Here is a 14,705-nt window from a genome sequence, read left to right on the forward strand (position 1 = left end):
TGCGCGTCGGCCCTGGTCTGTGCTAAATCACCGCAGAATAAAGATGATGCAGTGGGACAGGATCAGACTGAGGCGCGCGTTGCCGGGCATCGCGATGGGCTTTGCCGCATGGGCGGCGCCGGTGTCGGCAAAAACCGACGCGGTGGGCATCGATGCGGCCGAGATCGCCGCGCCGCGTGCGCCTGCCCCGACCACCCAGACCACGCTGCCGACCCTGGTGCACTATCCCATGGCGCGGCGCGACAGCGTGAGCGACCACGTGTTCGGCGAAGTGGTGGCCGATCCGTGGCGCTGGCTGGAGGCCGATATCCGCACCGATCATGCCGTGGCCGACTGGGTGGGGCAGGAAAATGCGATGGCGCGGACCTATCTGGCAGCGCTGCCGGGGCATGACCGGTTTGCCCAAAGTTTGCGCGAACTTTATGATTACGAACGCTATTCGCTGCCAAAAAAGGCCGGACACCGCTATTTCTTCCTGCGCAACAGCGGGTTGCTGAACCAGTCGGTGCTCTATGTCCGCGATGGGCTCGATGCGCCCGATCGCGTGCTGGTCGATCCCAACCGGGGCGCGGGCGATGCCTATGCGCTCGATGCCTGGGTGCCCTCGCACAGCGGCCGGTATCTGGCCGTGGGCGAACAACGTGAAGGCAGCGACTGGCGCACGATCCGGGTAATCGATGCCGCCTCCGGGGCGCGGCTGACTGATCGGCTGGAATGGGCCAACGACACGCTGATCGGCTGGGTCGGCGATCAGGGTTTTCTCTATTCGCGCTATCCCGCGCCGCGTGGTGACGATGCCTATCGTGCGCCCTTGCACGACAAGGCCATTTGGTATCATCGGATCGGCACCGGGCAGGACGCCGATGTGCTGGTCTATGCCACGCCCGATCACCCCGATTGGGGGCACAAGGCGCAAGTGACATCCGATGGGCGCTGGGCGGTGATCACCACCGAGCCGAGCACGGCACCGCTGCGTGCGATCCATCTGATCGATCTGGCCGCGGTTCGCCGCAGTGGCACCTGGGCGGTGCTGCCGCTGGTCGACCAACCGACGCATGACTGGAAACTGGTCGATGGCGAAGGCGATCGCCTGTGGTTCATCACCAATGATGGCGCGCCCAACTATCGTCTGGTGCGGATCGACTTTGGCGCGCGGCCCGGCGCGCATGTGGTGGTCAGCGGCGGGCGCGGATTGCTCGAAGCCGGACGGATCGTCGGCGACCGGCTGATCCTGTCCTATCTCGACGCAGGGCAGCGGCTGGCGGTGGTCACCGATCTGAACGGGCGACCGGCGCGCGCAATCACCATTTCGGCGAATGGCGCGGCCAGCGGGTTCGACGGCCGCCCCGGCGATTTCGAAACGTTCTACCAGTATTCCAGCTATAACCAGCCCCCGGCGATCTATCGCATGGATATGCGCAGGGGCACGGTGGCGCCCTTTGCGCGGCCGGCCGTGCCGTTCAATCCGGCCGACTATGTCATCGAAAACCGGCAATATCCGTCGCGCGACGGCACGATGGTGCCGCTGACCGTGGTGCGCAAGCGCACGCTGGCCGCATCGGGCATGTCTGCGCCGACGCTGCTGTACGGGTATGGCGGGTTCGATATCGCGCTCAACCCCGGTTATTCGCCATGGCGCATGGCCTGGCTGGAGGCGGGCGGGGTGTTCGCGGTGGCGGCGGTGCGCGGCGGTGGCGAACTGGGCCCGGCATGGTATCAGGCGGGCCGGGCTGGGCACAAACAGAACAGCTTTGACGATTTTATCGCGGCGGGGGATTACCTGATCAAATCGGGCATTGCCCGCAGCGGCAGCCTGGCCGCGCAAGGCGGATCGAACGGCGGGATGATGGTCGCCGCGGTGATCAACCAGCGGCCCGATCTGTTTGTTGCCGCCAATCCCGATGTCGGGGTGATGGACATGCTGCGGTTCGACCGGTTTACCCAGGGGCGATCGTGGATCGACGATTACGGCGATCCGGCGCGGGCGGCAGACTGGCACACGCTGCGCGCCTATTCGCCCTATCACAATATCCGCGATGGCGAACGCTATCCGGCGATCCTGGTCACCACCGCCGACACCGACGATCGCGTGGTGCCCGCGCACAGCTTCAAATATGTGGCGGCCTTGCAGGCGGCGCAGATCGGCGACCGGCCGCACCTGCTGCGCGTCGAGAGCGATGCCGGGCACGGCACGGGAAAACCGCTCGACAAGGCGATTGCCAGCGGGGCCGACGTGCTGGCATTTCTGGCGGCCTGGACCGGATTACCCGCGCCGTCGCCCTGATACGACGAATGTCCGATGCGCATCGGCGCTTGCGACATTGCTGCGCTCTGACTATCGCAAATGCACGATGTATCACAAGGAACCGCCGCGATGACCTCGTTCGAAGATCGTGAAAGCGCCGAAGAAGCCAAGTTTGCGCACGATGCGGATGTGCTGTTCCGCATTCAGGCACGGCGCAACAAGCTGCTGGGCCAATGGGCGGCGGAACGCATGGAGCTCGATGCGGCAGAAACCGAATCCTATGCGCGCGGCGTGGTCCAGGCCGAATTCGAGGAAGCCGGCGACGAAGACGTGATCCGCAAGGTGCTGGGCGATCTGCTGATGGCCGGGATCGAAGTGACCGAGGCGGAAATCCGCAAGGCACTCGAAGCCAAGTCGATCGAGGCGCGGCGCCAGTTGCTGGGCAATTTCTGATGGCGATGGCTGCCGACGAGATCGCGGCGATGATCTGCGCCGCCTTGCCCGATGCCGACGTGTCGATCACCGATCTGGCTGGCGATGGCGATCACTATGCCGCGCATGTCGTGTCAGAGGCGTTTCGCGGGCTGAGCCGGGTGGCCCAGCACAAGGCGGTCTATGCCGCGCTTGATGGCCGCATGGGCGGTGTGCTCCATGCCTTGCAATTGACCACTGCCGTGCCCACCTCGGGCACCTGATACCGATTTCCCCTTTCGCGCAAGGACCGAGCACCACCATGTCCCAGACCAGCAGCCCGACCCCCCGCATTGCCGAGATCGTCCATGGCAACGATGTTGTCCTGTTCATGAAAGGCACGCCGCTGTTTCCGCAATGCGGATTTTCCAGCAAGGCAGTGGCCATTCTCGAACGGCTGGGCGTCGAATATGCCAGTGTCGACGTGTTGCAGGACATGGAAATCCGCCAGGGTATCAAGGCCTATTCCGAATGGCCGACGATCCCCCAGCTCTATGTAAAAGGCGAATTTGTCGGCGGCTCGGACATCATGATGGAAATGTATGAAGCCGGCGAACTGGAAACCCTGGTGACCGAGGCGGGCGTCGCGCGCGCCTGACCCCGATCGGCACACCGACCAAGAAAAACGCGGCCCCTGCATCGTGCAGGGGCCGCGTTTTGCGTTTGGGGCCATGAAGCTGCCGGGGGGACACCGGCGGAAACCTGGGGGTGAGAGGCGGAGCCGGGGAATTGGGGACTGGCTCCGCCTCGACACATTGGGGCATCTAGGGACAAATATAACATAGCATGATCCGTGCCAATTTGTCGGATTGGCGGAATTTCGGATGATTTGGCGGGGTGGCGACTGGTGCGCATCGCTTTTGTGTAAAGCCTGCCGACAGTCGTACGCGTGCACAGCCCCTTGGCAAGCGCATGAACAGGCTTCATCGTGGTGCGGCCAGGAACGATAACGGAACAGCACAATGGATATGGCAGAGGATGTACCCGCCGCGCGCCCTGCGGCAACCGTGGTGGTGTTCAGGCGCAGCATGGATGGCGGCCCGCCCGAAATCCTGCTGCTCGAACGATCGGGCGCGATGGCTTTTGCCGGCGGTGCGACGGTGTTTCCCGGTGGTGCGGTCGATGCCGCCGATCGCGTGCTGGCCGCCACGACCCCGGGTGCGGAATTGCTCGATCCCGATGATGCGGCGGCGCGCGTGGCCGCCGTGCGCGAGGCGCTGGAAGAAAGCGGTCTGGTGGTGGGTGTAAAGGGAGCCGTCACTGCCCCGCGCGCCATCGCGGCGCGGCAGCGACTGCTGGCCGGTGAAGGGCTCGGCACCATTCTGGCCGACGAAGGCTGGGCGATCGATTTCGACAGTCTGGTGCCGTTTGCCCGCTGGTGGCCACGCCACCGCGAAATCCGCGTGTTCGATACGCGGTTCTATCTGGCCGATGTCGGCACCGGCGCGCTCGACCTGGTGGTCGATGCCACCGAAAACCGGCATTTGTTCTGGGCCAGCGCGCAAGAGGCGCTGCGGCTTGCCGATGCGGGACGCATCAAGGTGATCTTTCCCACCCGCCGCAATCTCGAACGGCTGGCACTGTGGCCCGATTTCGCGAGTGCGCGCACGCATGCGCTGGCCACCGAGATCCGGATCATTTCGCCCTGGCAGGAAATGCGCGAAGGCGTGCCCTGGCTGGTGATCCCCGCCGACGCGGGCTACCCCGTCGACGGCGAACCGCTCGGCAATGCGATGCGCGGATAGACTGATCGATAATGAAGCGATCCCCGGTTGCCGCACTGAAGCCGGCGACCGGGGCTGCCGCGCGTAATTCTGCGTAGGCCGTGCGGGCCGGGCGTTAGGCTGTATCGCGGTATCACCGGGCATGCCGAGGTGACGCCATGCCATTGCGCAAATACCGCTATCTGCCCGAAAGCCCCGATGACCCGCGCGCAGTGCCGCGCCTGGCCGTTGAACACGACGGCTTTGTGGTGTCGCCAGTGCACGCGATGCACGAGAATCTATGGGTTTTTGCCGAAGATCAGCCCTTGGCCGCCGCGCCGCTCTATCCGGGGTGGTTCAGGCTGGCCTTTCCGCTCGTCGCCTCGGGCGGATTGTGGGTGATCATATTCTGGGCGCTCGGCTATTTTCACTGATTGTGCGCTTGCGAGCGCAGCCCGGCACGTAACGGCTGGCCAATCGAACCGTCCCGGGTGTTTCCCCGCCTGACCGGCAGCACGCAGGCCTGCATCCTCTCTCATGTCTGGGCGCACCATTGCGGGCCGGACGTCCATGAGGGAGAATATCGTTGCACACCCGAATGCCCGTCCCGGCCGTCGCCGCCCAGCCGGCCTTTGACGAAGCGCCCGATGCGTCGGGCACTGTGCCCGGTGCGGTGTCCGTTCCGTCGCGTCTGGCCCCCGTGCGCGGTCCGACGATCGCACCGGCTGCTTCGCCTCGGCGCTATCGCGCCGACGAGACCGTGTTGGGACGGATTGCCGACGACGGCCTGATTCGCGTGCTCGATATTCTTGGTGCGCTGCTGGCGCTGGCGCTGGCCTTTCCGGTCATGGTGCTGGTGGCGCTGGCGGTCAAACTGACCAGCCCAGGGCCGGTGCTGTTTGCGCATCGGCGTGTCGGGCGCCATGGCAGGCGGTTCGCCTGCCTGAAATTCCGGACGATGGCGGTCGACGCCGATGCCCAGCTCAAGGCCCTGCTCGACCGTGACCCGGCGGCGTGCGCCGAATGGCAAAGCAGTCAGAAACTGCGTCGCGATCCGCGTGTGACTTCGATTGGCCGCTTTCTGCGGCGCAGCAGTCTCGATGAATTGCCGCAAGTGTTCAACGTGCTGATTGGCGACATGAGCCTGGTCGGCCCGCGTCCGATCGTGGAATCCGAAATTCCGCGTTATGGTCGCCATTTTGCGATCTATTGCCGGGTAAGGCCGGGCGTTACCGGATTGTGGCAAGTGCAGCGTCATGCCGACACATCCTATCGGCGGCGCGTGGCGTTCGATGTGTCATTTGCGCGCGCGAGATCGCTGCGACTCTATCTGGTAATTTTGGCACGCACAGTGCCGGCTGTGCTGACGGGACGCGGCGCCTGGTAGGCGCACCACAGATCAACGGCCCGGGCCAGCCTTCGCAAAGGCTGTCGTAGCGCTGGTCAATTCCAAATCCGATGGTTCGGATGGGGCAGGAAGGTCAGATCAGAAAATAGGCAAGTGCCAGCCAGAACACCTGGCTGATGGCCAACCCGATCAACAGCCCACGCGCCGCCTCAAGCCCGCCGGCTTCGACCATCGCGTGCCCTTGATCAGGCGAATTGTCGCTCCAAATTACCTTTTCCATCCTGCTTCCCCGCATTGAAACACGTCCTTTGGGCGCGCATTATTGGCGACAGATGCGGCATCCTTGCGGATAACGGACAAATGTCCGCATCCGCTGCCGTCTTCCATCCGCTATGCCTCCGGGGATGCCGATATGCTTAACGGATCTATTTACGGTCAATTCCCCAGTTAAGGAAAAAATCTCAACGACCAGTTAATCGCGCTTTAATTGTTTGGCAATCCCGTGGCAGATCAGAATATTGACTATGCGGCGAGTGCAGTTTGGTTAACCGAATATCGCAATGGATGTGTTGTGCATCTGCTTTGTGCGAGGGCAGCGGATCTCCAAAAATGGTGCATTGCTGCGATCGCAGCAGCGTGTGCACTGCGACATGGTGAGCTCTGTCAAGGCGTGAATATCGGTGAAGACAAGTGGGTCGCCTGCCGTCAAGAACCGAACTGGTTTTATTATCGCGTCAAATTGGATGCATTATCCACAGGGCTAAAGTTACGTTGCGCTCAAGGGCAAATGCCGGGATGCGCCATCGTCGCGCGAATCGCTGCGTCAATGGCGCTTTGTCCGCGCGGGCAGGCTGGCGGCAAGTGGCGGTCATCGCTCAGAAATAGCGCTCACCAATGCGGATCGTGTCGCCCGGTTGCACACCGATTGGTGCACCGCGCAGCGAAACACTGCCCTCGTCGGGGCCGTTGTTGCGCCGGACAAACACCACCCGACTGTTGGCGCGATAGGTAAAACCGCCCGCCAGCGCGACAGCCTTTTCGACGGTGAGTCCAGACGAATAGGGGTATTCGCCCGGTTTGTTGACTTCGCCCAGGATATAGAACGGGCGGAAATTCAGCACTTCGATACTGACTCGTGAATCCTGCACATAGCCGGCGTCGAGCCGCCGGGCGATATCGGTGGTCACCTGTTCGATCGTGTGATTGGCGACATCGACCGCGCCGATCAGCGGGAAGGCGACTGCACCGGCCGGTGTCACATTGTACTCTCCGGTCAAGGCGGGCTCGTTGTAGACCGTGATACGCAGCTTGTCGCCGGCCCCCAGATGATACCCCGACAGATCCGCCACAGCACCTGTGGAGGCCAGCGGAGCGACTCTGTCCGCCGTACAACCGGACAGAAACGGAAGGATCAGGGCTGCCGCTGCAACCGTATTTGTAAGCTTGCCCATTTGATTCCCCATGATTTCGCGAAATGTCCAAGAAATTGCGGCGAAGAAGCGGAGCTCATGGCATTGATCCTCGCGCGTGGCCGATGTCGGCTGTTTCTATGCCTGTCGGGGAAAAGCTCAATTGTGCGCGCCGTAACGAAAAGTCCGACTTGGAGGCATTCCCGCCATAACCGCGTCGTTCCAGGCGCCGTTGCCTGGGCGGCAATCGGCGTTCTTCATGGCCCGGGCCGGAGCGCATGAAACCGGCCCCATGGGCGGTTTCCTTAGCGCTTTTCCCGAGTTGCGCGCGCGCGTAACGGGCGTATCGATCCGCGTCGGGCAGCGCGCGCGGCTGCGGTTGCCCCGGTCATCGACCGTTTCGGCGGCATGGCCCAAATCCATCGCAAATCGGGCGACGGGTCGCCATGGCTTCGCGTTTTTCCCTCCGCTGCGGATATGCTTCGCCTTTCGCGACAGGCCGTGTCGCCTAGTCTGCCGGTCATGGCCTGCGGACATTTTGTCTGGGGGCACGAACCGCGGCGGATTGATCGATTCGTCCGGTTCTTGTGGGGGGCGCGCGGCGATCCGTGGCGCACACCCCGACGAACCGTCAGCGAAGGAGCACAAGCGTGAGCACGGCTGTCAACACTCTCGAACAGAACGCCGTCGGCGCGTTTCGTGGCCTGATTCCCGCCCTGCCGGGGGAGCCGCAAGTCGCGCCCGCCGCCAGCAACGATCGCATCGACCTGAAATTTCTGATCGGCATCTTTCGCCGCCGATCGGGCCTGTTCGTCTCGGTGTTGGGGGGATCGCTTGCGCTCGGCGCGGTGATCACCGCGATCCAGCCGCGCATCTATGTCGCGCATGCCGATGTCACGCTGAACAGCAAGACGGTGGCAATTGCACCGACCAGCACCAACGACCGGACTGTCGACCAGCAGGCGCCCAATGACGCCTTTGTCGACACCCAGGTCGCACAAGTCATGTCGAGCGAAAACATGAATGCGGTGATCGACCGGCTGAGGCTCGATCACGACCCGTCGATGATTGCGGGCGCCGCACCAGGTGCGGCGCGCAACACCGCCATCGATACGCTGCGCAAACATCTCAATGTCCAACGGATTGGCTCGACCTACGATATCGGCATCACTTACGAAAGCGCCAACGCCGCCGCCGCGGCGCGGATTGCCAATGCCTTTGCCGAACAGTTCACCAAAGGCGCGCTCGATGCCAAGCGCGAAGAGGCGCGCGCGACCACCGCGTTGATCGCGGCGCGGCTTGACCAGTTGCGCAACCAGGCGCTGGCCGACAGCGCGGCGGAACAGACCTATCGCATCGCGCACAACCTGCTCAGCACCAACCAGGGCACTCTGACCGAACAGGAAATCTCGTCCTACAACCAGGGCCTGGCTCAGGCGCGCGCCGAATCGGCCGAAGATGCCGCGCGGCTGGAAGCGGCGCGGCAGCAACTGGCGGGCGGCGCCTATGGCGGCAATGTCGGGGAAACCGTCGCCTCGCCCGCGATCGCCGCCTTGCGCGCACAACAGGCGACGGCGGCGGGCGAACTGGCCAGCCTTGAGGCGCGCTATGGTCCGCTCCATCCCGATGTGATCAAGGCGCGCGCAAGCTTGCGCGCGATCGATGAACAAGTCGCTGGTGAAACCCGCCGGGTGATCGCCGGGCTGGAAGCCAAGGCCCATGCCTCGCAACAGCGGCTGGCCTCGCTGTCGGGTTCGCTCAGCGTGTCGCGTGGTGCCCTGGCGCTCAGCAACTCAGCCAAGACCGGGTTGCAGGATCTTGAAAAGAAATCCGAAACCTCGAACGCGCTGTATGAAAGCTATCTCAACCGGTACAAGGAACTGACGGCGCGTGAAGGCACCGAACAGGCCGATGCCGACATGCTGCACCCCGCCAGTCCGCCGCTGGTGCCTGACAGCCCGCATGTCGTGGTCAACCTGATCCTGTCGCTGGCGGCCGGGCTGGGGCTGGGGATCGCGGCGGCCTTTCTGGCCGAGCTGAACTACAGCGGCATCACCACCGGCGATGATATCGAGCAACGGCTGGGGGTGCGCTATCTCGGCACGATCCCTTCGCTCGGATCGGTGATGGCGCGCGGCAACAAGCGCAGCCCGACCGACGCGCTGGCGGAAAATCCGCGCTCGGCCTTTGCCGAAAGCTTTCGCTCGCTGCGCGCCTCGATCGCGATGAACACGACCAAGGCCAAAGTGATCGCGATCACGTCGTCGCTGCCCGATGAAGGCAAGACCACCACATCGATCTGCCTTGCCCGGTCGATGGCGGCCTCGGGGGACAAAGTGCTGCTGATCGATTGCGACATCCGTCGCCAGGGGGTCAGCCAGTTCGTGCCCGATCGTGAAGGACGCCCCGGCCTGATCGAAGTGTTGCGCGGCGAAGTGACACTGGCCGATGCGGTGGTCATCGAACCTGCCAGCGGGCTGTCGATCCTGCCGGTTTCCACCCATTCGGCCCATGCCCACGAATTGCTGACCGGGGACGAGATGGATCGTCTGCTGGATGCGGCGCGCGCGCAATTCCACGCGGTGATCATCGATACCGCGCCGGTTCTGCCGATTGCCGATGCTCGGTTGGTGCTGGGCAAGGCCGATGCCTCGGTGTTCGTGGTGCGCTGGCGCAAGACCCCCGACAGTGCCTTGCGCGCTGCGCTGCGGCTGTTGCCCGGTAACCGGGTGCAACTGGCAGGCGTGGCGCTGACCCGCGTGGACATGAAGCGCCAGGCCCGCTTCGGCTATGGCGAGGATGCGTTCTACCACAGTTATCGCCGTTATTACGTTTGAAGGTTGCAGGGGTTGGCGGCCCGGCTCCCCCCGGGTCGGGCCGCCACACGGCATGGCCGCACGATATCGACGGGATTTCGCATCATGCAATTGACGATCATCGGCGCAATCCAGGTTCTGCTGGGGCTGGCGCTGTTCATGGCCGGCAGTGTCGAGGCGATGTTCGCCTTTCTGCTGGTCACCACGCTGTTTTCGGGCTCGGCGGCGATCGTGCTCGGATCATTGGGGTCGGGGTCGTCGATCCCGCCGCTGCATTTCGCGCTGTTGTTCATGGTCATGCGGCTGCTGGTGCCGGGGTCGGGTCAGTTGCGCGCAACCGGTCGCGCGATAGAGGCCAATGCCTGGCTGCTGGTGTTTGTCGCCTATGGCCTGATCATGGCATTTGCCGGGCCCCGCCTGTTTGCCGGGCAATTCGCGTTTGCGCCGCTGCGTGCCGAATCCGGCAGCAAATATACCAGCCACCTCAGTTTTCTGCTGGCAACGCGGCCGTTTGGCCCCACTCCGCAGAACCTGACATCGTCGGTCTATCTGGTGGGCACGCTGGTCACCGCGACGGTTGCCCATGTTGCGTGCAAGGCGCCGGGCGGGCGCCGCACGCTGGTGCGCACGATGGCCGCGGTGGGGATGATCCATTGCCTGCTGGGGTTTGCCTCGGTGGCCGGTCGCGGCACGGCGATCGACGACGTGCTCGGGTTTTTCCGCAATGGCAGCTATGCCCAGTTGACCCAGGACGTCGATGGCATCTCGCGCATGTCGGGCATTGATACCGAACCGTCGGTCTATGCCGGGTTCGGTGCGATCTGGTTCGTGTTCCTGGCCGAATGCTGGTTGCGCCGGGTCGAACCCTGGCTGACCGGCACGGCCGCGCTGTGTCTGGGCGCGGCGCTGATCGCGTGTACCTCGACCACCGCCTATGTCGCGCTGGCGGCGTGGTTCGGCCTGTTGATCGTGCGCAGCCTGTTCGTGCCCGGCGCTTTGCCCGCCGATCGCGGTCTGTGGCTGGCGGTGCTCGGGCTGGGCGGGGTGGTGGCGGGGTCGCTGCTGTTGTTGTGGCAGCCGCAACTGGTCGATCGCGTGGCACAGTTTGCGCAGCATCTGCTGGTCGACAAGATGTCGTCAGAATCGGGGGTCCAACGGCGGTTCTGGGCCTTGCAGGGGTATCAGGCGTTTGTCGGGACATATGGCATCGGTGTCGGGCCGGGCAGTTTCCGGTCATCCAGCCTGTTTACCGCGGTGCTCGGGTGCGTGGGCATAATCGGTGCGCTGGCACTCGTCGCGCAATTCATGATCGCGTTCAAACCGCTGCGCTGGTCGACCTATGTACCCACGTCTGATCCCGACATGGCGGTGGCCGGAGCCTGTGCCTGGGCGATGCTGATGGCGATTATCGTGGCCGGGGTGAATGCGCCCAGTTGCGATCCGGGCAGCGATTTCGCGCTGTTGAGCGGGGCTGCGCTGGCCCTGCGCGGGCGATCGCCGCACGCCGCGCGCCGTCCTGCGCTCGACTTGTCGCCGGTCACGGCGATGGCCGCGCCGTGATCCGACCGCCGCGCTCCCGGGGCACATGAGCGCAGCGCGGTTTGCCGTTGCGCGCGGCCCTGCAAGGCTCCATCTGCCACAGGGGCAACGGCAAAGAGGATGCTGGGAATGATCAAGGCGGCCGGATGGACGGCACTGGCGATGGTGCTGGCTCCCCAATGCGCGTGGGCGGATGGTCCATCCGGGCAGGGCGACATCGCGATCACGATCTATGCCAACAATCAGGCGCTGGTGCAGGATGTGCGCAGCATCAGTTTCAACGGCGGGCGACAGAAAATCGAATTCCGCAATGTTTCTGCCCAGATCCGTCCGGAAACCGCATCGCTGGTCGCGACGGACAGCCAGGTGGTCGAACAGAACTTCGACTATGACTTGCTCAGCCCGGCCAAGATCATGGAAAACGCGGTCGGCGAAACCGTAACGCTGGTTCGCACCAATCCGGCCAATGGCGCGGAAACCCGCGAAACGGCCAAGATCCTGGCGGCCAATGGCGGAGTGGTGCTGCAGATCGGCAATCGCATCGAAGTGTTGCGCGACGATGGTCTGCCGGTGCGGGTGATTTTCGACCATGTGCCTGAAAACATGCGCGCCGAACCGACCCTGTCGGTCACCGTCGATGCCAGCCCCGGCACGCGTCCGGCGACTTTGCGCTATCTGACGCCGGGTCTGGGCTGGCGCGCCGACTATGTCGCGCTGTTTGACGAAGCCAAAGGCCAGATCGATGTGCAGGGCTGGATCACGCTGACCAACAATTCGGGCACCACTTACACCAACGCCGCAACGCTGCTGGTGGCGGGCAACCCCCGGCTGATCGGCGAAGTCGATCGGGGCAGGGCACCGTTTTCGCCCGAGGGCGATGCCACGATGACCGAGGCTGGCAGCGAAAGCGGTACGCGGCAGCGGCTGGGCGACTATTATCTCTATCCACTGGCCGAGCGCACCACGATCGCCAATTTGCAGACCAAGCAGGTCAGCTTTCTCGACGTGCACGGGGCCCCTGCCACGCACGGGTATGAAATGCGCCTGGGGTGGTTGCAGACCAGCGACCAACCGCTCAGCGCGGCCACGGTCTATCAGTTTTCGACCGGCAGCAAGGCCGGGCTGGGCGACCAGTTGCCCGCCGGGATCGTGCGCTTTTACATGCGCGACGCCAAAGGGCAGGCACAGTTCATCGGCGAACATGCCATCGCGCACACGCCGATGGGGTCACGCCTGTCGATATCCACCGGCGATGCGTTCGATGTGAAGATCAAACCGGTGCTCGAAAGCCGTACCCGCGAGGGGTCTGGCCACTGGCGCACCGCGATGCGCTATACGCTGACCAACGCGCTGCCCAAACCGGTGACCGTGCGCTTGTTGCAGTCGGGCCTGTGGGGCGATGTGAAAGTGATCGATGAAAGCCTGAAGAGCACCCGGCCCGATGCCGATACGGCGGAATGGCAGGTGTCGGTCCCGGCCAATGGCAAGACCGACGTAACCGCCACGTTCGATTCGCGCTGGTAATCGGCGGATGCGCTGGCTGGCGCTGATCCTCGCCCCGATCATGGCCCTGTCCGCCGCCACCCCGGCGGCGGCGCAAGAGGTGCGCGCGGTGGTCGCCTCGGCGCCGGTCGATCGCTCGGTCACGATCTATCGCGCGCCCGATCGCAACGGGGGCGAGATTGCGTTGTCGTCGCTGGGCGGGTTTGCGGTGATCACCGAAACGCGCGCAGTCGATCTGCCCGCCGGTGAGGCGCGGCTGGCGTTCACCGGTGTGGCCGATGGCATCGTCGCGGAAAGCGCGCTGGTTGCGGGCCTGCCGGGCGGGGTGATCGAAAAGAACCGCGACGATGCGCTGCTGTCGCCCTCGGCGCTGCTGCGCGCGGCGGTGGGGCGGACGGTCGATTTGCACCGGGTCGATCGCAAGACCGGCAAGGCGACCGTGACCAGCGCAACAATTGTGTCGGCCAGCGATCAGGGCGTGGTCTTCGCCACCGACGCCGGAGACGAGGCTTTGCGGTGTTCGGGCATGCCGGAAACCTTTGCTTATGGCGGTGGCGGTGGCGGCGAAGGCCTCAATGCGCAACCCACGCTGTCGGTGCTGACACGGTCGCGCGTGCCGGTCCACGCGCTAGTCAAGCTGACCTATATTGCCGAGAATTTTGACTGGAATGCCAATTACATCGCTCGCATTGGCGATGATGGCAAGACGTTCGACCTGACCGGCTGGATCACGCTGGCCAATGGCAACGGCGTGACATTGACCCAGGCGCGCACGCAGATTGTCGCAGGCGGGTTGAATCGCGTCTATCTGCAGCGGTTTCTCAACGCCGCGCCGCGCGTGATCGCCCGCTGCTGGCCCATGCAGACCACCAGCGATATCCCCGAGGCACCGGGCCGCCCCTATGATCTGGTGCATCCCTGGCGCGGCGACGAAGGTGCGGGTCGCGCCGACATCACCGTCACGGCCATGCGCATGTTCAAAAGCGGCATGGCCGTGCCCGCTCCGGCACCGGCTGCGGCCTCGTTGCCGCCCGAACAGCTTGGCGATCTCAAGCTCTATCGCGTGCCTGAACGCACGACGATCGCCGCGCGGCAGATGAAGCAGACCCGGCTGATCGCCCAAACCGCTGCCCCGTTCGAAACCTGGTATCGCGTCGAGGCCGTTCTGGCGCCGTGGCTGGCCTCGACGCCACCAGTCGCGGCAACCGCGGTGCTGCGCACCACCAATGACCATGCGCATCATCTTGGCCTGCCGCTGCCTGCTGGCCGCGTGCTGGTGGAACAGGCCCAGGGCGGGCAAGTCATGATGCTCGGCGAGCCCGCTTTGCGCGATACTGCCGAGGGCGAAAAAATCGAGCTCGTGCTGGGGCCGTCGCCAGACATTACGTGCGCCTGGACCCGGTTGCCCGACCAGGCCGGGGGGCGTTCGTTCGATCTGGTCGCCACGCTGAGCAATGCGTCGCCGCGCCAGGCGGCAATTGAGTTGCGGCTGGTGGCCAATGACGGTTGGTTGATTGCACGCACCAGCGCCGATGCCCCCAAAGTCGATGGCGTGCCGACGGTTCGACTGTCGCTCGCCAGCGGCGAGGTGCGCTGGATCACCGTGCACTTGTCGCGAAACTGACCACAGCGCAACACGCGGTTCACACCGTGCTAAACTTTGCCGGAGTA

13 protein-coding genes are annotated in these 14,705 nt (G+C 64.3%); 11 read left to right on the forward strand and 2 right to left on the reverse strand.

The window, feature by feature from the left end; genetic code table 11:
* Positions 1-43: 43 nt before the first annotated feature.
* The 7 genes from AQZ49_RS18510 (at position 44) to AQZ49_RS18540 (ending at position 5,806) form a co-directional block, all read left to right on the forward strand.
* On the forward strand, positions 44-2,284 hold the full coding sequence (locus AQZ49_RS18510) for a prolyl oligopeptidase family serine peptidase (RefSeq protein ID WP_231739307.1): 2,241 nt from the start codon (positions 44-46) through the stop codon (positions 2,282-2,284).
* Positions 2,285-2,374: 90 nt separating this feature from the next.
* Positions 2,375-2,698 (forward strand): DUF1476 domain-containing protein, encoded by a 324-nt coding sequence (locus tag AQZ49_RS18515; RefSeq protein ID WP_067619517.1) that lies wholly within the window; start codon positions 2,375-2,377, stop codon positions 2,696-2,698.
* Positions 2,698-2,940: a BolA/IbaG family iron-sulfur metabolism protein gene (locus AQZ49_RS18520; RefSeq protein WP_067619309.1), complete on the forward strand. Its 243-nt coding sequence runs from the start codon at positions 2,698-2,700 to the stop codon at positions 2,938-2,940. Before AQZ49_RS18515 ends, AQZ49_RS18520 begins: the two co-directional genes overlap by 1 nt.
* A 38-nt stretch (positions 2,941-2,978) precedes the next feature.
* On the forward strand, positions 2,979-3,314 hold the full coding sequence (grxD, locus tag AQZ49_RS18525; protein ID WP_067619312.1) for a Grx4 family monothiol glutaredoxin: 336 nt from the start codon (positions 2,979-2,981) through the stop codon (positions 3,312-3,314).
* A gap of 364 nt (positions 3,315-3,678) precedes the next feature.
* Entirely contained in the window at positions 3,679-4,461 is a 783-nt protein-coding gene (locus AQZ49_RS18530) for an NUDIX hydrolase (RefSeq protein WP_197411118.1), read from the forward strand.
* A 137-nt stretch (positions 4,462-4,598) separates the two neighbouring features.
* Entirely contained in the window at positions 4,599-4,853 is a 255-nt protein-coding gene (locus tag AQZ49_RS18535; protein ID WP_067619318.1) for a hypothetical protein, read from the forward strand.
* A gap of 164 nt (positions 4,854-5,017) precedes the next feature.
* Complete coding sequence (locus AQZ49_RS18540; RefSeq protein ID WP_197411119.1) at positions 5,018-5,806, forward strand: sugar transferase; 789 nt, start codon at positions 5,018-5,020, stop codon at positions 5,804-5,806.
* 94 nt (positions 5,807-5,900) lie between these two features.
* Here the strand turns inward: AQZ49_RS18540 and AQZ49_RS22650 are convergent, their stop codons facing one another.
* Complete coding sequence (locus AQZ49_RS22650) at positions 5,901-6,047, reverse strand: hypothetical protein (RefSeq protein ID WP_197411120.1); 147 nt, start codon at positions 6,045-6,047, stop codon at positions 5,901-5,903.
* A gap of 595 nt (positions 6,048-6,642) precedes the next feature.
* Positions 6,643-7,218 carry a polysaccharide biosynthesis/export family protein gene (locus AQZ49_RS18545; protein ID WP_067619324.1) on the reverse strand — a complete coding sequence of 192 codons (576 nt, stop codon included), beginning with the start codon at positions 7,216-7,218 and terminating at the stop codon, positions 6,643-6,645.
* A gap of 608 nt (positions 7,219-7,826) precedes the next feature.
* On the opposite strand from AQZ49_RS18545, the gene AQZ49_RS18550 reads away from it, so the two are divergent.
* The 4 genes from AQZ49_RS18550 to AQZ49_RS18565 all read left to right on the forward strand — a co-directional run bounded on the left by AQZ49_RS18550 (position 7,827) and on the right by AQZ49_RS18565 (position 14,658).
* Positions 7,827-10,013 carry a GumC family protein gene (locus AQZ49_RS18550; RefSeq protein ID WP_067619327.1) on the forward strand — a complete coding sequence of 729 codons (2,187 nt, stop codon included), beginning with the start codon at positions 7,827-7,829 and terminating at the stop codon, positions 10,011-10,013.
* 84 nt (positions 10,014-10,097) lie between these two features.
* Positions 10,098-11,552 carry a hypothetical protein gene (locus AQZ49_RS18555; protein WP_067619331.1) on the forward strand — a complete coding sequence of 485 codons (1,455 nt, stop codon included), beginning with the start codon at positions 10,098-10,100 and terminating at the stop codon, positions 11,550-11,552.
* A 108-nt stretch (positions 11,553-11,660) separates the two neighbouring features.
* Complete coding sequence (locus AQZ49_RS18560) at positions 11,661-13,055, forward strand: DUF4139 domain-containing protein (protein WP_067619335.1); 1,395 nt, start codon at positions 11,661-11,663, stop codon at positions 13,053-13,055.
* Positions 13,056-13,062: 7 nt separating this feature from the next.
* The gene (locus AQZ49_RS18565) at positions 13,063-14,658 is read left to right on the forward strand and encodes a DUF4139 domain-containing protein (protein WP_067619338.1); all 1,596 of its coding nucleotides are present in this window, start codon (positions 13,063-13,065) and stop codon (positions 14,656-14,658) included.
* Positions 14,659-14,705: the final 47 nt, after the last annotated feature.

Source organism: Novosphingobium sp. FSW06-99 (assembly GCF_001519065.1).
Classification (GTDB): domain Bacteria; phylum Pseudomonadota; class Alphaproteobacteria; order Sphingomonadales; family Sphingomonadaceae; genus Novosphingobium.